This window comes from Hymenobacter nivis, from assembly GCF_003149515.1.
Taxonomy (GTDB): Bacteria; Bacteroidota; Bacteroidia; order Cytophagales; family Hymenobacteraceae; genus Hymenobacter; species Hymenobacter nivis.
This window is the reverse complement of record NZ_CP029145.1, coordinates 1,360,769-1,378,942: the sequence shown is the minus strand read 5'-3', so window position 1 is coordinate 1,378,942 and position 18,174 is coordinate 1,360,769. Positions and strand designations below refer to the sequence as shown.

The 18,174-nt window shown below is 61.7% G+C and carries 16 protein-coding genes; 7 read left to right on the top strand and 9 right to left on the bottom strand.

Features of this window, described 5'->3' with window-relative positions; translation table 11 throughout:
* Nucleotides 1–56 precede the first annotated feature (56 nt).
* Entirely contained in the window at nucleotides 57–1,169 is a 1,113-nt protein-coding gene (locus DDQ68_RS24225; RefSeq protein ID WP_281271086.1) for a peptidoglycan DD-metalloendopeptidase family protein, read from the top strand.
* A gap of 135 nt (nucleotides 1,170–1,304) precedes the next feature.
* Nucleotides 1,305–2,033, top strand: a complete 729-nt coding sequence (gene bshB1 / locus DDQ68_RS05960) for a bacillithiol biosynthesis deacetylase BshB1 (RefSeq protein ID WP_342767440.1) — start codon at nucleotides 1,305–1,307, stop codon at nucleotides 2,031–2,033.
* Nucleotides 2,034–2,606: 573 nt separating this feature from the next.
* Here the strand turns inward: bshB1 and DDQ68_RS05955 are convergent.
* On the bottom strand, nucleotides 2,607–3,494 hold the full coding sequence (locus DDQ68_RS05955; RefSeq protein ID WP_109655490.1) for a 3-hydroxybutyryl-CoA dehydrogenase: 888 nt from the start codon (nucleotides 3,492–3,494) through the stop codon (nucleotides 2,607–2,609).
* A 179-nt stretch (nucleotides 3,495–3,673) separates the two neighbouring features.
* On the opposite strand from DDQ68_RS05955, the gene DDQ68_RS05950 reads away from it, so the two are divergent.
* Entirely contained in the window at nucleotides 3,674–3,844 is a 171-nt protein-coding gene (locus DDQ68_RS05950) for a lmo0937 family membrane protein (protein WP_109655489.1), read from the top strand.
* 80 nt (nucleotides 3,845–3,924) lie between these two features.
* Here DDQ68_RS05950 and DDQ68_RS05945 read toward each other — a convergent pair whose 3' ends face one another.
* Together DDQ68_RS05945 and DDQ68_RS05940 are read right to left on the bottom strand one after the other, a co-directional pair.
* Nucleotides 3,925–4,752 (bottom strand): hypothetical protein, encoded by an 828-nt coding sequence (locus DDQ68_RS05945; RefSeq protein WP_109655488.1) that lies wholly within the window; start codon nucleotides 4,750–4,752, stop codon nucleotides 3,925–3,927.
* 96 nt (nucleotides 4,753–4,848) lie between these two features.
* Nucleotides 4,849–6,471 (bottom strand): ABC-F family ATP-binding cassette domain-containing protein, encoded by a 1,623-nt coding sequence (locus DDQ68_RS05940; RefSeq protein ID WP_109655487.1) that lies wholly within the window; start codon nucleotides 6,469–6,471, stop codon nucleotides 4,849–4,851.
* A gap of 257 nt (nucleotides 6,472–6,728) precedes the next feature.
* Here DDQ68_RS05940 and DDQ68_RS05935 point away from each other — a divergent pair, with 257 nt between their 5' ends.
* Together DDQ68_RS05935 and DDQ68_RS05930 are read left to right on the top strand one after the other, a co-directional pair.
* The gene (locus DDQ68_RS05935; protein ID WP_109655486.1) at nucleotides 6,729–7,157 is read left to right on the top strand and encodes a hypothetical protein; all 429 of its coding nucleotides are present in this window, start codon (nucleotides 6,729–6,731) and stop codon (nucleotides 7,155–7,157) included.
* A gap of 256 nt (nucleotides 7,158–7,413) precedes the next feature.
* Nucleotides 7,414–7,818, top strand: a complete 405-nt coding sequence (locus tag DDQ68_RS05930) for a hypothetical protein (RefSeq protein ID WP_109655485.1) — start codon at nucleotides 7,414–7,416, stop codon at nucleotides 7,816–7,818.
* Between the two features lie 161 nt (nucleotides 7,819–7,979).
* Here DDQ68_RS05930 and DDQ68_RS22635 read toward each other — a convergent pair whose 3' ends face one another.
* Nucleotides 7,980–8,417, bottom strand: a complete 438-nt coding sequence (locus DDQ68_RS22635; RefSeq protein ID WP_162549888.1) for a hypothetical protein — start codon at nucleotides 8,415–8,417, stop codon at nucleotides 7,980–7,982.
* 160 nt (nucleotides 8,418–8,577) lie between these two features.
* Here DDQ68_RS22635 and DDQ68_RS05920 point away from each other — a divergent pair, with 160 nt between their 5' ends.
* Nucleotides 8,578–9,393: a M48 family metallopeptidase gene (locus DDQ68_RS05920; protein WP_109658326.1), complete on the top strand. Its 816-nt coding sequence runs from the start codon at nucleotides 8,578–8,580 to the stop codon at nucleotides 9,391–9,393.
* A 211-nt stretch (nucleotides 9,394–9,604) separates the two neighbouring features.
* On the opposite strand, the gene DDQ68_RS05915 is transcribed toward DDQ68_RS05920, so the two are convergent.
* The 4 genes from DDQ68_RS05915 to hppD all read right to left on the bottom strand — a co-directional run bounded on the left by DDQ68_RS05915 (nucleotide 9,605) and on the right by hppD (nucleotide 14,333).
* Nucleotides 9,605–10,237 (bottom strand): LON peptidase substrate-binding domain-containing protein, encoded by a 633-nt coding sequence (locus tag DDQ68_RS05915; protein ID WP_109655483.1) that lies wholly within the window; start codon nucleotides 10,235–10,237, stop codon nucleotides 9,605–9,607.
* A gap of 98 nt (nucleotides 10,238–10,335) precedes the next feature.
* Entirely contained in the window at nucleotides 10,336–11,565 is a 1,230-nt protein-coding gene (locus DDQ68_RS05910) for a Glu/Leu/Phe/Val dehydrogenase dimerization domain-containing protein (protein ID WP_109658325.1), read from the bottom strand.
* Between the two features lie 297 nt (nucleotides 11,566–11,862).
* Nucleotides 11,863–13,029 carry a homogentisate 1,2-dioxygenase gene (locus DDQ68_RS05905; protein WP_109655482.1) on the bottom strand — a complete coding sequence of 389 codons (1,167 nt, stop codon included), beginning with the start codon at nucleotides 13,027–13,029 and terminating at the stop codon, nucleotides 11,863–11,865.
* Nucleotides 13,030–13,202: 173 nt separating this feature from the next.
* On the bottom strand, nucleotides 13,203–14,333 hold the full coding sequence (gene hppD / locus DDQ68_RS05900; RefSeq protein WP_109655481.1) for a 4-hydroxyphenylpyruvate dioxygenase: 1,131 nt from the start codon (nucleotides 14,331–14,333) through the stop codon (nucleotides 13,203–13,205).
* A 298-nt stretch (nucleotides 14,334–14,631) separates the two neighbouring features.
* On the opposite strand from hppD, the gene DDQ68_RS05895 reads away from it, so the two are divergent.
* Entirely contained in the window at nucleotides 14,632–15,525 is an 894-nt protein-coding gene (locus DDQ68_RS05895; RefSeq protein WP_109655480.1) for a LysR substrate-binding domain-containing protein, read from the top strand.
* Between the two features lie 21 nt (nucleotides 15,526–15,546).
* Here DDQ68_RS05895 and DDQ68_RS05890 read toward each other — a convergent pair whose 3' ends face one another.
* A complete protein-coding gene (locus DDQ68_RS05890) occupies nucleotides 15,547–18,111 on the bottom strand; it encodes a M1 family metallopeptidase (RefSeq protein WP_109655479.1) in 2,565 nt (854 codons plus the stop codon).
* Nucleotides 18,112–18,174 lie beyond the last annotated feature (63 nt).

Sequence of the window (18,174 nt, the reverse complement as noted above, 5' to 3'; positions counted from 1 at the left end):
GTTTTCGCTTTGCTTCCCTGCTTTTGCTGAGTTTTCACTTAAAATTTTGGCGCCCTGTGGTGCTGGCTGTGTTGCTGCTGGCTGGCTTGGGCACTACCCCGGTGGGGGCCCAGGGCCGCCGGCCCACGCATCCCAAGAATGAGCGTACTGGCCGGCGGTCGGACTTTTTCCGGGTGAAAACCCCGCGCATGAAGTACGTGCGGCCCGACACCACGACGATCATCGAAACGGAGGAAATCCACGACGATAACTCCGACGCGGCCAAGTCGTTGCGCTTCAACCCGGCCAAGAAGCTGAGCATTGTGAGCGAGGACACCACCACGCTCAACGAGGGCGGGCAGGAGATTGTGGAAATGTCGGAGGAAGTACTCATCGACTCGTCGTGGGTGAAGGTGGCGGGCTATTATTCCATCTGGGACACGCACAGCATCAACCCCTACCACGTGGACGGCCGCCGCTTCCGCGACTCGGTGAACCTGAAGCTGACGGACACCAGCCGCGAGCGGTTCAGCCAGATGCCGATGGCGGCGACGCCCATCACGTCGGGCTTCGGCTTTCGGGGCTACCGTTGGCACTTTGGCGTTGACCTAGACCTGGAAACCGGCGATTCGGTGAAGACCGTGTTCGACGGCGTGGTGCGCATTAGCAAGTGGGACGGCTCGGGCTACGGCAACTACCTGCTTGTGCGCCACTACAACGGCCTCGAAACGCTGTACGGCCACCTCAGTAAGGCCCTGGTGCCGGTGGGTACTTTTGTGAAGGCGGGCCAGCTCATTGCCTACGGCGGCAGCACGGGTCACAGCTCGGGCTCGCACCTGCACTTCGAGGTGCGCTACCAGGGTAACCCCATCAACCCGATTCAGCTCTACGACTTCCCCGACAACAAGCTGCGCAAGGACAACTTCACCATCACCTCGGCGCTGTTTAATTACTACAGCCGGGCCCTGCAGCGCGGTGGCGGCAGCCTCACCGGCGGCCGGCGCAGCAGTGGGGGCAGTAGCCGCCGCGGCGAGCCGCGAGCTGCCCGCATAGTGGTAACGCACCGCGTGCGCTCCGGCGACACACTCTCGGAAGTGGCCGAAAAATACGGCATCGGCTTGAGTACGCTGAAGCGCCTGAACCCGGGCGTCAAAAAGCTGCAACCTGGCAAGAAGCTGCGCATTAAGTAGGGCCCCGGGGCCGGCCGCCGATGGCAAGAGGCGCACGGATGTTTTCGGCGGAGCCCGTTATTCCCCATTGATGTACATGCGCTACCCAATGGGCGTGCAATAGCAAGTACGGCAACCTTTAACTCCGCATTACCCATGATTAAACTGGACGTCCTAGCCCTGGGGGCCCATCCCGACGATGTGGAAATGTCGTGCGCCGGCACGCTATTGGCGGCCCGCGCGGCGGGCAAAACCATTGGTGTGGTCGACTTCACCCGCGGTGAGCTAGGCACCCGCGGCAGCGTCGAGATTCGCGCCGCTGAAGCCGCTGCGGCTAGCCAAATCCTGGGCCTGAGCGTGCGCGAAAACCTGGGCTTACCCGACGGCTTTTTCCGCAACGACCGGGAGCACCAGTTGCCGCTCATCGCCGCCCTGCGCCGCTACCAGCCCGACGTGGTGCTGTGCAACGCCGTGGCCGACCGCCACCCCGACCACGGCAAGGGGGCCCAGCTGGCCATTGATGCCTGCTTCCTAAGCGGCCTGCGCATGATCGAAACGCTGGACGAGCACGGCCAGCCCCAGGCTCCCTGGCGGCCCCGCAAAGTGTACCACTACATCCAGGACCAGTGGCTGACGCCCGCTTTCGTGGTGGAAATCACGCCCTACTGGCCGGGCAAGTGGGACGCCATCCACGCCTTCGGCAGCCAATTTTTCAACCCCAACGCTGACCCCGGGGCCCCCGCCACGTACCTGTCGGGCCAGCAGTTCGAGCGCTTCATGGAAGCGCGGGCTCGTGAGTTCGGACACATTATCGGGGTGGAGTTTGGGGAAGGCTTTACGGCCGCCCGGCCAGTGGGTGTGCGCGAGGTGACGGAGCTGGTGTAATTATAGAAGGGTGGTGCGCTGGTTGTGGATGGGCTGCTTTTAAAGGAAGTGTGCAAAGCGATACAAGAATTAAGCGGTCCACAATTTCTATAAAGCCTACTCACCAATTCTAATTAAAAAATCTGGCGGTGGTCCAAAGCGAGATGATTTCGGTATTTCACTCAATTTATGATGTCTGAATATTCGTCCTTCCAGCTTTCCTGACGTGTTTTTAAGCTGACTTAATTAACAAACTAAAGGTCCGGTATCATCCTGCTTTGGACCACCGCCAAAAATCTCTCTTTATCTAAAGTAGAGCCATTGCACCAAACACGCAGTTATGAGTTTTATAGTCGAAATAATAAAAAGCAATAAATTGACTGATAGTGCCTTGCGGTTAAATTAAAGTGCTCGGTAACCTCTTGCTTTGCTGGAACACGAGACTCACTCCCTGAATGGATTTAGTGGAGGAAAAGGCCTTCTGAATGCCAGAATCAAAGTGCACTTTTTTAGCTCAATAGCTAAAACGCTAACTACGCATTTGATGCAATGGCCCTACTTGTCAACGACCGTCGTTGGGAAAGCCTGGCAGGGCTACTTGGTAAAGGTGGGGGCCACCACCAAGTTTTTCGAGCCGGCGGTGTACTGGTAGAAACCCTCGCCCGACTTCGCGCCTAGGCGGCCGGCCATCACCATGTTCACCAGCAGCGGGCAGGGAGCATACTTGGGGTTGCCGAGGCCCTCGTGCAACACCCGCAGAATGGCCAGGCACACATCGAGCCCAATGAAATCGGCTAGTTGCAGGGGCCCCATGGGGTGGGCCATGCCCAGCTTCATCACCGTGTCAATTTCTTCCACGCCGGCCACGCCCTCAAACAGGCTGATAATCGCCTCGTTGATCATCGGCATGAGGATGCGGTTGGCCACGAAGCCCGGGTAGTCGTTCACTTCGGTGGGCGTTTTGCCGAGCTGGCGCGACAAATCCATCACCCGGGCCGTCGTCTCGTCGGAGGTGGCGTAGCCGCGGATTACTTCCACCAGCTTCATCACTGGCACGGGGTTCATGAAGTGCATCCCGATTACCTGAGTGGGGCGCTGGGTGGCGGCCGCAATTTTGGTGATGGAGATGGACGACGTGTTGCTGGCCAGCAGGGCCCCGGCGGGCGCGTGCTGGTCCAGCTCGCGGAAAATCTGGAGCTTGAGGTCTGCGTTTTCCGTGGCGGCTTCCACCACCAGCTCGGCCTCGGCCACGCCTTCGGCAATGGTCGTGAAAGAGCGGATGCGGCCCAGGGTGGCGGTTTTGTCGGTCTCGGCCAGGGTGCCCTTGGTTACCTGGCGGTCGAGGTTTTTGGCAATGGTGCCCAGGGCCCGGTCCAGGGCCGGCTGGCTAATGTCGACGAGCGCCACGGCAAAACCGTGCTGCGCAAATACGTGGGCAATGCCGTTGCCCATGGTGCCGGAGCCGATGACGGCGATGTTCATAAGGAGGGGAAGTAAGATGGGAGGGAAGGCGCAAAGCTACGCTCTGCTCCTTTGGAGCCCCCCGTTTAGGGTCTGGCCTAAACGTTTTTAAAACCTGATATCTTTTTAAAACATCCGCCGTACAAGGCCCACAATACTTTCTTCCGCCATTCCTCATCATTCCTCTCCTCCACATCGCCATGGGTAACCTGCTGTACATCATCGCCGTCATCTGCATCATCATCTGGGCCCTGGGCTTTTTCGGGATAATGGGCGCTGGCATTCAAAGCAATGGCCTCATCCACATTCTGCTGGTGATTGCCATCATTGCCATCCTGTTCCGCGTCATCAGCGGCCGCAACGCGGTATAACGGGAAAAAAGACTCAACTGGAAATCACAAAAAAGCCCTTCGGCCACGGCCGAAGGGCTTTTTTGTGCGCGGCCGTAGCCCTATTTTCCGATGTTGAACAGGAAGTTGAACCGGATGACCGGGTTGGAATAAATGCTGTTGTAGCCGTCCTGGAAATTATAGAGGATTACTATGTCGGCCGCCGCGCGGTTGCTGATTTGCGAGCGGTAGCCCACGCCGGCCAGCGGCGTTTGCACCGTGCGCGACACGGTGCGGCCGGTCAGGTTGCCGTTCTGGTCCTGCTCCAGCAGCTGGGCGCGAGTGGTTTCGTACTCGGCATGCACAAAAAACTGGTCGATGACCCGCACCTGCCCGAATACCTTCACCCCGATATTGTTGGTGCTGATGTGGGTGGTGGGGCCCCCACCGTAGTAGTTGCCGAAGCCGTAGTTGTTGTAGGCGTAGCTAATGCCGGGGCCCACCGAGATGCGGTCCGTCAGGCGGATGCCCAGCGCCGGCGAGAGGCTGCCGCTGAACTGGCTGATGCCGCTGAACGAGCTGTAGCCCAGCCCAAAGCCGCTGTAGATGAAGAAGCGGGTGTACTGCTCGGCGTGCTGCTGGGCCGCCTTGCGGGCCTGCTCGCGGCCGGGCAGCTCCAGGCCCGAGGGGCTGCTGTTGCTGGGCTCGATGATGACGGGCGGCTGCGTTTGGGGCTGCACCGCAGGCTGGGTGGGCCGGGTGCCGGGGGCCGTGTACACGGGAATTTCGGGGGCTGTGGGGGCAGCATCCACCGGCCGGGCCGGGGCGGGTGCGGGCGCCGTCGGCGCGGGCAGCACCACCGGCGGGGCCCCCAGCACGGGGCGTTCCTGGGCGTGGGCGCGCCCGATGGTGAGCCCGAGCGCGAGCAGCGCAAGCAGCGAATATTTCATGAATGGTGCGTGAGGGGTAAAGCGCAGAAAATCGTTGGCAGCCAGGGCTCTAAACGGCGGGTGGGCGCGTTTCGTGCCCACCCACCGCGGCAAAGATTACGCCAGGTGGTACATTTTCTGGCGCTGGGTTTTCAGCGTTTCGTCGGCCAGGTATTCTTCGTAGTTCATGCGCCGGTCAATTATGCCGTCGGGCGTCAGCTCAATGATGCGGTTGGCCACCGTGTCGATGAACTGCAAGTCGTGCGAGGCAAAGAGCATGGCGCCCGGGTAGTCGCGCAGGGCGTTGTTCAGGGCCTGGATGGACTCCAGGTCCAGGTGGTTCGTCGGGTCATCGAGCACCAGCACGTTGCCGCTTTCCAGCATCATCTTGCTCAGCATGCAGCGCACTTTCTCGCCGCCGCTCAGCACGTTGCTCTTCTTCTGCGACTCTTCGCCCGAGAACAGCATCCGGCCCAGCCAGCCGCGCACGAAGCTCTCGTCCTTCTCGATGGAATACTGCCGCAGCCAGTCCACTAGGTTCATCTCGCCCGACTGGAAGAAGCTGTTGTTTTCCTTGGGGAAGTAGCTGGGCGTAATGGTGGTGCCCCACTTGTACTCGCCGGTGGCCGGCGTGGTTTCGCCAAATAAAATGTCGAACAGGAGGGAGGCAGCGCGGTCGTCGCGGCCCACAATGGCCACCTTGTCGCTCTTGTCCAGCGAGAAGCTCACGTTCTTGAATACCGTTTTGCCGTCCACCTTGGCGCTCAGGTTTTCGGCCGTCAGCAGCTGGTTGCCGGGCTCGCGCTCCGATTTGAAGGCGATGTACGGGTAGCGGCGCGACGAGGGTTTAATCTCCTCCAGCGTCAGCTTTTGCAGCAGCTTCTGGCGCGAGGTGGCTTGCTTGCTCTTCGAGGCGTTGGCCGAGAAGCGGCGCACAAACTCTTCGAGCTCTTTGCGCTTGTCCTCGGTTTTTTTGTTCACGTCCTGGCGCTGGCGCAGAGCCAGCTGGCTGCTCTCGTACCAGAACGAGTAGTTGCCGGGGTACATGGTAATCTTCGAGAAGTCCAGGTCGGCCATGTAATTGCACACGGCGTCGAGGAAGTGGCGGTCGTGGCTCACCACAATCACCGTGTTCTGGAAGCCGTCGAGGAAGTTTTCCAGCCACAGCACGCTCTCGGTGTCCAGGTTGTTGGTCGGCTCGTCGAGCAGCAGCACGTCGGGGTTGCCAAATAAAGCTTGGGCCAGCAGCACGCGTACTTTTTCGCTCGCGCCGAGGTCCGACATCAGCGAGTAGTGCTTGTCTTCGGTAATGCCCAGGCCGCTGAGCAGCTCGGCGGCTTCATAGTCGGCGTTCCAGCCTTCGAGGTCGGCAAATTCACCTTCGAGCACGGCGGCCCGCTCGCCGTCGGCGTCCGAAAAGTCGGCCTTGGCGTAGAGCGCGTCCTTCTCGCTCATCACCGCAAACAGGCGCTGGTGGCCCTGAATAACGGTGTGCAGCACCTGCTGGTCGTCGTAGGCAAATTGGTTCTGCTTCAGCACGGCCAGGCGCTGGCCGGCGGGCATTTCCACGGCGCCGGTGTTGGGCTCCAGCTCGCCGGAGAGGATCTTGAGAAACGTGGACTTGCCCGCGCCGTTGGCCCCGATGAGGCCGTAGCAGTTGCCGGGCAGGAATTTAACGGTAACGTCTTCGAACAGCACGCGCTTGCCGTAGCGCAGGCTCACGTTGGAGGTTGAAATCATGAAAACAGAAAGTTGAGAATGACAAACGGAAGGGGCGGCCGGGGCCCCGGGGCCCCAAATTTACGCACGGCGGGCCCGGTCTGAAACCGCGCCGCCCGGGGCCGTCTCAGAACCGCTCCGCCGCCTAAATGGTGCCCGCCCGGCCCAGGGCCCAACTTCCGGCCCGCAAAGGCAGTATAGCTAGGTACTTTTTCTCACCTTACCTGCTCTTCCTTATGGCCACGGCTCCTTCTACCTCCCCAAAAAGTACTTTCAGCATGGGCATATTCACCGGGGTCGTGCTCGTTGCGTACACCGCTGTGGCAGCGCGGCTCGGTTTCTTTGGCCGCATCGAAGCGGGCAGCCTCGACCTGCTAATGCTGGCGGGCGGCACCACGCTGGCCATTGCCCGCCGCTCCAAAGACACCAACGGCCAATTAAGCTACTTCGACGGATTCAGCACGGGCATAGTTACGGCGCTGGTTGCGTCGGTGGTGCTGGGCCTCGGTTTCATTGTGCTCACCCTGGCGGTGCCCCACGCCATGGACTTGACCCGCGTCCGCGACATATTTGGCTTCGACTTGTCGGTGGTGCTGGCGTTTCTGGCCATTATCCTCATGGGCACCATGACGGGCGTCATCACTTCCCTCACTGCCATGCAATACTTCAAGCAAGACATGCCTGACCCCATGAAAAGCAAGGATTAACGGCGCGTTGGCGTTGCACTTTTCAGTGATTCATAGCCAGTTCTGTACGGAACTGGTTTTTTTTTGTATTATTGAACAAACTTGTAGAAAACGACTAATAAATGGAACACAAAAGGGCCAGCTAAGCGTATTGCGGCCGGCTTCCCACCCGTGGGGCCCCGGATTTAGCATTGGACTTTTTAACAATCCGAATATTTATTTTTTCTTTCCCACGAAGCTCCCTAATCCTCTCTTTATTTCTTTTAATAATTACTTTATGAAAGCTAAGATTTCCGTACTGCTCGTGTTGTTCGCCCTGGCCTACGTGCCGGCTCGCGCCCAGTTCGTTGACCGCACATCCATCGAGCGCGCCGTACCGAACATCTCTGTGTTCAATGCCGAAGCCACGGCTCTCACCCGGCAGATGGCTAATAGCTTGCACCTCAACGAAGGCCAGTACGCGAAGCTGTTTAATGTGAACCGCACCCGCGTGGCCCAGCTTGGGGAAATCAACACCTACTTCAAACCCGATGAGCCCGGCCGCGCTACGCGTTTGTCCGAGCTCGACGCCCAGTACGACCAGGAGTGTAGCCGCATCCTTTCGCCCTCGCAGCTCGCCCAGCTGCACCAAGAGAAGGGGGCCCCCGTTATGCCCGCCGACACGGGCAACGGCCGCGGCTAAACCACCGGTAGTAAGAATATAAGAGGGCCCCGCCGGTTATCCGGCGGGACCCTTTTTTGTGCGTTGGGGCCCCCGCGGCTAGTGGCCCCTGAGGCGTTGCTGCGGAACCGGCCTTGTAAAAATATACCGATCATTGGCCCGGAAAAAGCTGCTGCCAAAACCTATTGGCCGACTTTCGCCGTGGGGTCGACCAGGATTTCGGTGACGGTGCCCAGCGGGCCGAAGCGCAGGCGCAGGCACGGGGCCGCTGAGCGGCGGTGGCCGGGTGCGCATTGGGGCCCCGGTACGAGGTAGTAGATGTACGCTTTTTCGGTGCCCTCGCGCAACTCCTCTTCGTCGGGCTGGCCGAGCATAGCATTGATGTCGTCGGCCCGGGTGAGGTATAGCTTTTCGCGCGCTTTGAGCAGGGTGGGCAGCAGCGCCAGCCGGTGGCCCTGGCAGCCGTACTTATCGGCGCGCCAAGCCACGGGGTCGAAGCCGGGCAGCGGGGGTAGGGCGTGGCCGCAGCCGGCCAGGGCCAGCCCCACAGCCACGGGGCCCACCCAGCGGGCCAGGCGGGCCAGGCGAAAAAAAACGGAAACGGGCGGCGAAGGGTGCATGGCGGAGGAACACGGGAAACCGCCGCAAAGGTGGCCCCGCCGCCGCGAACCTGCGGCAGTATCGCCGGGGCCCTATATAACCCCGGAGCCGGCTGCGCGTTAAAAGGCCCGGCGGCAAAATTTGCCACCGGTTTGCTCACCCCTTTTTTCTTGTTTGGCCATGCGCCTCAACTTACGCTTTATTATCGGCCTCATCGTGGCGGCCGTCACGCTGCTGGGCTACTTTTTCAACACCTCAAAAAATGAAGTAACCGGCGAAACCCAGCACGTGGGCGGCATGACGCCCGACCAGGAAATTGCCCTGGGCCTGCAAGCCGCCCCCAGCATGGAGCAGCAGTACGGCGGCGAAAGCACCAACGCCCAGGCCACGCAGGCCGTGCAGCAGGTAGGCCAGCGCCTCATCAGCCAAACCAAGGCCGGCCAGTCGCCCTACAAATTCCAGTTCCACCTGCTAGCCGACGACCAGACCATCAACGCCTTTGCGCTACCCGGCGGGCAAGTATTCATTACCCAGGGCCTGCTGAAAAACCTAACCTCGGAAGGCCAGCTGGCCGGCGTGCTGGCGCATGAAATCGGGCACGTCATTGCCCGCCACTCGGCCCAGCAAGTGGCCAAGTCCAACCTCACCCAGGGCCTGGCCGGGGCCGCCACCATCGCCAGCTACGACCCCAACAATCCCGGCCGCTCGGTGGCCAGCGCCGCCGTAGCCGCCGCCATCGTGAAAGTAGTAGGCCTGAATTTCAGCCGTGAAGACGAGCTGCAGGCCGACGATCTGGCCGTGCAGCTCACCCCCAAGGCCGGCTATGATCCCCGCGCCATGATCAAAGTGATGCAGATGCTCGACAGCAAAGGCGGCAGCGGCGGCCAGCCCGAGTTCCTCAGTACCCACCCCAACCCCAGCAACCGCATTGGCCGCTTGCAGCAGGAAATTAGCCAGGAATTTCCCCAGGGCGTGCCGGCGGGACTAAAGCAATAGTTTCTGAACCGCAGATTAAGCAGATTCAACGGATAAGAACGGATTTCAAAGGGTTTCTAATTGTAAGCAAAAATGCCACTCATTGAGTGGCATTTTTGCTTGGGTTTTAACGATGCGCTGGTTGAAGCCGGGGCCCTGGACCCACTACTTATCGGATATTTAAAGGCAGTCGGAATCCGTTCTTATTCGTTAAATCCACTTAATCTACGGTCTAGAAATTAGGGGGAATCAGCTCTTTGAAGTGGCCGTTCAGGCGTACTCGCTCTTTTAGGCGCTCGGTTTCCAGCACTACGGGCAGGGTGCGGTCGAGGTGCTCGCGCACCAGGTGCTGGCGCTCCAGCTCGCTGGTGGTAGCCAGGAGCTGGTATTCCTGCTCGGTGCTGAAGCCCACGTGGTGGGCAATATCGAAGATTTGGTAGTCGGGGGCCAGCTCTAGAAGCAGCTTTTTGAGGCCCAGGGCTTCGTAGAGCTGGCGCACCTGGGCCGTAATGACCTGGCGCAGCAGCGGGTCGGATTCTTCGTCCTGCACGACCTCCTCGATTTGGCCGGCGGCGTAGAGCTTGCCCGGGGCCTGCCGCTCGAACTTGCGCAGCCGGAACACGCCCACGGCACGGCTGCGGATGTCCAGCTCGCCGTTGGCGTACGATTTTTCTACGTTTACCAGGCGCATTTCGGTGCCCAGCTCGCTCAGTTGGTTGTCGAGAAAAGGCGGGATGCCGAACGAAATATCGCCTTCCAGGCAGTCGCGCACCAGCTGGCGGTAGCGGGGCTCGAAGATGTGCAGGTTGAGCTTTTCGCCCGGAAACACGATGAGGTTGAGCGGAAAGAGTGGGATGGAGCGCATAAAACGAAAGTGAGCTGGGGCGGCGGGGGCGGTCCCCAATAATACGCCAGCCCGGCCACAACGCCGTACCGCCGCGCTTTGTTTGGCCCCGCCTCCGGCTACACCAGCTGTCGCAGCGCCATTTCGAATGAGCGCTGGGCCAGGCCGGTGGGTGCGTCGCTCTGCCGGTGGGTGCGGGCCAACGCCGCCTCAATGATGCGCGACACGTCCTGGAAAATAGCCTGGTCGGTGATTTCGGCGCCGGTTTCCATCAGGTAGGCAAACACGCGGGCCATGCCGCAGTTGGCGATGAAGTCGGGAATGACGGCGCAGTGCGCGTCGGCCCATTCGCCGGTGGGCCCGAAGAAGATGGCCGGGTCGGCAAACGGCACGTTGGCCCCGCACGAAATAACCTCCAGGCCGCTGGCTACCAGAGTTTCTACCTGCGCTTGCGTTACGAGCCGCGAGGCGGCGGCGGGCACGAAAATTTCGGCCCCGGCCGTCCATATTTGTTGGTTCACTTCCGCAAACGAGAGCAAATCGGGCGCGTGCAGCGCGTTGCCGTCGCGGCCCAGAAACAGGGCCCTGACTTCCTCCAACGGCAGCCCGGCGGGCCGCAGCAGGCCCCCGGCCCGGTCGATAATGCCCACGATGAGGGCCCCCTGGCTGGCCAGGTAGTAAGCCGCCGCCGCGCCCACGTTGCCCCAGCCCTGAACGATGACGCGCTTGCCGGCCACCGCCGCGCCGGGCCACAAAGCGTAGTAGTGGCGCACGGCTTCGGCCACGCCATAGCCGGTGATGAGGTCGGCCACGGTGTACTTGCGGGCCAGGCTGGGCGAGTAGGCCGCGTCTTCGAGCACCTTCACGACGCCCTGGCGGAGCTGGCCGAGCTTCTGAATTTTCTGGGGCTCGGTGGCGTGGTAGTGGCCGTTCACCACGCCTTCCTGCGGGTGCCAGAGGCCGTATTCTTCGGTGAGGGGAATGACCTCGTGGATTTCGTCCACGTTCAGGTCGCCACCGGTGCCGTAGTAAGCTTTCAGCAAGGGAATTACGGCCTTGTACCAGCGCTCCAGCACGCCGCGCTTGCGGGGGTCCTGGGGGTCGAAGTTGATGCCCGACTTGGCCCCGCCGATGGCGGGCCCCGACACGGTGAATTTCACTTCCATCGTCTTGGCCAGGCTCTCTACTTCGCGCTGGTCCAGGCCCTTGCGCATGCGGGTGCCGCCGCCGGCCGCCCCGCCCCGGAGCGAGTTAATCACCACCCAGCCTTCGGCTTCGGTTTCGGGGTCCTGCCATTCAAAAACGATTTCGGGGCGCTTCTGCTCAAACTGAGCGAGTAGTTCTTTCATAAGGATTTTCATGCCCGTCATGCTCATCCAGCGTCCGCGCAGCCGAAGCAATTTTCCCGCGGCAGGAATCATGATTAAGTAGTCGCGCAAAAGTAACCGTAGCAAAAAAGGCGGTCATGCTGAGCGCAGTCGAAGCATCTCTACCGCAATAGTAATTATTTACTTACGAGGTAGAGATACTTCGACTGCGCTCAGCATGACGTTCAATTCAATACGCTTACTTATGCGTGAGTACTTAGTTACGCAGTAGAGATGCTTCGGCTGCGCGGACGCTAGATGAGCATGACGTTTTTTAGATTAAATGAGCGGTTCCAGCCACGATTTGTAGTATGCGCCGTCGTCCAGGGCCATGGCGGCTTCGGTCAGCATCAGGGGCCGGAAGGTGTCAATCATCACGGCCCATTCGTCGGTGCCGGTTTTGCCAATGCTGCGCTCGTAGGCCCCCGGCGCGGGCCCGTGCGGAATGCCGCCGGGGTGCAGCGTGAGGTGGCCCGGCGCGATATTATTGCGCGACATGAAGTCGCCGTCGACGTAATAAATCAGCTCGTCGGAGTCGATGTTGGAGTGGTGGTAGGGTGCGGGAATGGCCTGCGGGTGGTAGTCGAAGAGCCGCGGCACGAATGAGCACACCACAAACGCCTTGGTCTCAAACTGCTGGTGCACGGGCGGCGGCTGGTGCACCTTGCCGGTTATGGGCTGGAAGTCCCGGATGTTCATCCCGTACGGGTAGTTGTACCCGTCCCAGCCCACCACATCGAACGGGTGCGAAGGGTACAGCAGTTCGTGCAGCACACCCTGCTTTTTTATTTTAATGACAAAGTCACCCAGCTCGTCGTGCGTTTCCAGGGCCCCGGGCAGCTTGTAGTCGCGCTCCGAGTAGGGCGCGTGTTCCAGCAGCTGGCCGAAATGGTTGCGGTAGCGCTTGGGCGTGTAAATGGGGTGGAATGATTCGGTGATGAGCAGCCGGTTATCGGCGGTATCGAAGTCAATCTGGTGAATAACCCCGCGTGGAATCAGTAGGTAGTCGCCCGGCTCGAAGCGGATGTTGCCCAGTTGCGTGCGCAGCGTGCCGGGGCCCCGGTGGATAAATAATAGCTCGTCGGCGTCGGCGTTTTTGTAGAAGTAGCTCGTCAGCGACTGGCGCGGCGCGGCCAGCGAAACGTGCACGTCGCCGTTCACCAGCACCGGCGTCCGGGCCGCCAGGTAGTCGTCCTGCGGCGCTACCTGAAACCCTTTTAGCAAGCGCGCTTTGATGTTCTTCTCGACCGCAATCTTCGGGGTTACGTCCGTCGCGCCCAGCACCTCCTTCACCATCGTGGGCCGGCGCAGGTGGTACATCAACGACGAGGTGCCCTCGAAGCCAATGGTGCCGAACAGCTGCTCATAATAGAGCCCACCTGCAGGCTTCTCAAATACCGTGTGGCGCGTGTGCGGCAGCTGGCCAAGCTTGTGGTAAATAGGCATTTGGATGGGGATTTTGGGTTGGGAAGGATGGGCTATTGGGGCCCTTGGGCGGTCATGCTGAGCGCAGCCGAAGCATCTCTACCGCTCACTAAATCATGGGTTACTGCTGCGGTAGAGATGCTTCGGCTGCGCTCAGCATGACGGCCTTTTTTTGCTGGTAAAACCGCCAACACCTACAGATTCCCCCGGCGGTCCTGCTCGCGCTCCAGGCTCTCGAACAGGGCTTTGAAGTTGCCGGCGCCGAAGCTTTTGGCACCTTTGCGCTGGATGATTTCGAAGAATACCGTGGGGCGGTCTTCCACCGGCTTGGTGAAAATCTGGAGCAGGTAGCCTTCCTCGTCGCGGTCGGCCATGATGCGCAGGGCGCGCAGGGCCTCCACGTCCTCGTCGATGTGGCCGACGTGGGCGCGCAGATTGTCGTAGTAGCTGTCGGGCGTGTTCAGGAATTCTACGCCCCGGCTTTTCAGCTCGCGTACCGTGCCGATGATGTCGTCGGTGGCCACAGCAATGTGCTGTACACCTTCGCCCTCGAAGAAATTCAGGTACTCCTCAATCTGCGACTTCTTTTTGCCCTCGGCTGGCTCGTTGATGGGGAATTTCACGAAGCCGTTGCCGGTGCTCATCACCTTGCTCATCAGGGCCGAGTACTCGGTCGTAATCTGCTTGTCGTCAAAGCTTAGGATGTTGGCGAAGCCCATCACGTCCTCGTACCATTTCACGGTTGGGTTCATGCGGTTCCAGCCCACGTTGCCCACGCAGTGGTCCACGTGCAGCAGGCCGGCGGGGGCGGGGTTGAAGCTGGATTCCTGGGCCACGTAGCCCGGCATGAAGGGGCCCCGGTAGTTGCGGCGCTCCACGAAAAGGTGTACCGTTTCGCCGTAGGTGTAGATGCCGGCCGTGCGCACCTCGCCGTGCTCGTCGGTGAGGGTGCGGGGCTCCTGGTAGCTGCGGGCCCCGCGGCTCATGGTTTCCGCGTAGCTCGCGTAGGCGTCGTCCACCCACAGGGCCAGGATTTTAACACCGTCGCCGTGCTGGCGCACGTGGGCCGAAATTTCGTGGTCGGAGTGCATAGCCGTCGTCAGCACCAGCCGGATTTTGCCCTGCTGCACTACGTAGCTGGCGCGGTCGCGCACGCCGGTTTCGGGGCCCGCATAAGCCACCGTCTGGAACCCAAAGGCGGCCTTATAGTAGTAGGCTGCTTGCTTGGCATTGCCCACGTAAAATTCGAGGTGGTCGGTGCCGAGCAGGGGCAGGAAATCGGCGGCGGCGCGCTGCTGAAGGGCTTGGGCTACTTGGGGTTCCATGGCTTTTGGGTGGGATGAAGGGGCGGATTAGTAGGTATTAGTCGGGCTGACTGGTATTAATTACTGATGTTACGCTGAGCTTGTCGAAGCATCTCTACCGCTCAATAAACCAATTGACTACTACCGTAGTAGAGATGCTTCGACTGCGCGGACGCCAGATGATCACGACCGCCTTTCGGCCAGTACGAATCAGAAACCGACCAGTTGATATTACGCAATACTAACGTCCGTTAGGGCCCCAAGTCCAATATCGGTTCCTTATGACGCCAATAAGAATTTCTTATGGAGATTTGCGGGTATGGAACTTCGCCAGCTGCGTTATTTCGCCGAGGTCGCCACCGCGCTGCACTACGGTCGGGCGGCCGAGCGGCTGTGCGTGTCGCAGCCGGCCCTGAGCCAGCAAATTCAGCTGCTGGAGCGCGAGCTGGGCGTCGAGCTGTTCGACCACCAGCAGCGCACCCGCCAGCGCAAAGTCGTGCTCACCGCGGCCGGCACCGCGTTTCTGGCCGATGCCCAGCGCCTGCTACGCCTCAGCCGCGAGGCCATCGAAACGGTGCGTCGTGTGGGGGCCCCCCACAAAACCGTGGAGCTGGGCTACTACCAGCTGCTGCGCCCCGACCGCCTGGTGGGCATCGTACAGCGCTTCGCCCAGCACTTTCCCGACGTGCAGTTTCACCTCCACGAGCTGCCCACCTTCCGTGCCGTGCAGGAGGCGCTGCTGGTCGAAACCATCGACCTGGGCCTTACCCTGTTGCCGCTGCTGCACACCGAGCTGGCGGCCCGGCCTTTCGGCCAGGGCGGGCTGGCCGTGGCCCTGCCCGCCGCCCACCCGCTGGCGGGGTTGCCCGAAGTGCCGCTGGGGGCCCTGGCGCACGAGAAATGGGTGGAAATCAGCCGCCCGCTGCATCCGGTATATGACGAGATTGAGCACCTCTGCCAGCAGGCGGGCTTCAGCCGGCGCGGGGCCATCGTGCAGGAAGTATCGTCGCTGGAGTTGCTCAGCAACCTCGTCAGCCTAGGCATCGGCATCGCCTTCGTGCCCTCGTTTTTCGATTTGGAGCGGGTGCCGGGCGTGGTGGCGCGGCCGCTGCGCGTGCCCGCCGGCACGGCCGAAGTGGTGCTCACGCAATGCGTGGCCTACCTGGCGGCCCGCCCGGGGCCCCTGCTGCAAGCCCTGGTGGCACTGGTGTAGCCTGGACTCGCAGAGTCCAGGCTACAGCTTGGCGGCCCGATACAAGTTGTCGGCCGACTGCTCAATCTTGGCCCGCAGCGGTGCGGGGTAATTTGGGCGTTCCTGCAAAAACTGCCGCACCGTAGCCGCCGCTGTGGGCGTGCGGTACCAACGCAGCGTGGCCGCCAGCCAGGTTTGGGGGAAGAAAATATCGCCTGTGCGCTGCAATTCTTCTACTAGAGCCAGGCTTTGGGGAAGGTATTTTTCCGAATCGGCCACCCGCAGCGGGTGGTGCAGGTAGGCGAGGGCGGAGGCCACCCAGGCTTCTTTTTCGCGATTTTTGGCGTCGGATAAGCTGGCGAAAAACTCGTCGCGCACCGCCACATCATTTGACAAAGAAGGCAGCAGGTATTGCAGGCGCTGGCGGCGGTCGGGGTTTTGGATGCGGGCCAGCTGGGTTTGCAAAATCTGCGCGTAACCCGGGTAGGCGCGCACAGCCAGGGTTGCGGCCAGGTCGGTATAGTCGTCCTCGGTGAGGACGACGCCGGCGGGCGGCTGCTTGGTCTGCCAGATTTCGTGGAGGCGGTCCTGGGCTTCGCGGCTGAGGGCCAGGCCTGCGTAGGCTTTGAGCAGCAGCTTCTTGAGGTTCGGGGGCCCCACTTGCTGCACGGCGGCCCATAGCTCGGGCTCCAGCGACGCGGCCAGGGCGGGGCGCTCGGCGGGCGGGGTGAAGCGCCAGAAAACGTTGGCCACCTGGTCGAGCAGCAGGCCCAGGTTCAGCTCCTCGGGCTCGTGGGCCAGCAGCGGGCGCAGCAGGGCCAGCACCTGCGCCGGGGCCCCAGCCTGGCCCGCCAACAGGTTCTCGTTCAGGTTGATGTAAGCGGCGGCGCGCATCACCGGGTTTTTGAGTTCGCCCAGGTGCGGCAGTGCTTGCGCATCCAGCGGGAAGAGGCCGTAGCCCTCGCCAAACGCGTTGAGCAGCACGTACTGCGGGGCGGGGCGACCCTCGGCGGCGCGCAGGCGCAGCTGGGCCCCCAGCATGTTCGCGGGCAGCTCGTCTACGCGGTCGGCGTACACCAGCGCCACGGTGAAGGCCTGGGGCCAGGCGCGGCGGCTGCCGTCTTCGCCTTTTTGGCTGATAATGAAAGACTTGATTTTACCCCGCGCCGTGCGCAGCTGGTACGCGAACACGGGCCGGCCGGGCTCGTTCACCCACACTTTGTTCCAGGCCTGGAGGTCGGCGGGCGTGCGGGCGTCGAGGATGGCGATGAGGTCGGGCCAGGTGGCGTTGCCGTAGGCGTAGCGTTTCAGGTATTCGCGCAGGCCGTCGCGGAAGGCGTCGGGGCCCATCAGGTGCTCCAGCTGGCGCATCATGATGGGCGCTTTGTGGTAGATAATGTTGCCGTAGAGCGAGCCCGCGGCTTGCAGGTTATCAAGGGGTTGGCGGATGGGATTGGCCCCGGCGGTGCGGTCCACGGCGTAGGCGGCGGGGTAGTGGTCGGTGAGGAACTTGAGGTCGAAGTTGCCGTCGGGCTGCGTAACCGTGCTGATTTTGTCGGCCATGAAGTTGGCGAACACCTCCTTGGTCCACACATCGTCGAACCACCGCATGGTCACGAGGTCGCCGAACCACATGTGGGACGTTTCGTGGGCCAGCAGGTTGGCGCGGCCGTTGAGCTGCTCGCGGGTGGCCCCACCGTCCAGAAACAGCGCCGACGCCTTGTAATCAATCACGCCTGGGTGCTCCATGCCGCCGTACTGGAAGTCGGGGATGCCCACAAAATCGAACTTCTGAAACGGGTACGGTCGCTGCGTGTAGTCTTGTAAAAATTTTAGGGCCCCGGCCTGAATATCAAAGATGGGCCCCATGCTGCGGCCAAGCTTGGCAGTGTCGGTTTCGCGGTAATAGAAGTGCATCGGCCGCCCGTCCATTTCCCTGGCCAGGGTGCGAAACTTGCCCGCCGCGAAGGCAAACAGGTAGGTGCTGAGGGTATCGGAAGGGGCGAAGCGGTAGGTTTTGAGGCCGCCGGGGGCCCGGGCCGAGTCGGCCAATGGCCCATTCGCCACCGCCCGCCAGGCCGCGGGCAGCGTGAGCGTGAGGGCAAACGTGGCCTTCAGATCGGGCTGGTCGAAGCACGGAAACACGGTGCGGGCGCGGTCGGGCACCAGCAGCGTGTAGGCAAATTCGGGGTTGCGGTTCAGTGACCGGCTGCCGGCCATGAAGGTGATTTCCAACGCGTTGGGGCCCCGGCGCAGGTAGCGCGGCGCGATAAGCACGTGCTCGCGCCGCTGCACCGGCGGCACCAACTGGCCGTTTACCGCCAGGCGCTGCACGGCCCCGGCGGGCGCCTTGAAGTCGAGCACCAACGAATCGGCAGGGGCCGCGCGCAGCTCGAAGCGCACGGTTTCGGTGGCCGCCACGGGCAGCGTGGGGGGGCCGGGTAACGTGAAGTGCAACTCGTAGGCCACGCGCCGCAACGCCTGCGCCCGCTGCCTCGCCAGCGCCGCCGACACGCCGGTTTGCACGGGCGTGGCCGGCGCGGCGGGCCCCTGGGCCAGGGCCCCCAGGGGGAGAAGTAAAAACGATAAGTAGCGGAAGAACGTCATGCAGCAAAGCTCGCAGCAAAAAGTGCATCCAGCCAAGCGGCCGGTTCCGTAGGGGTGGGGTCG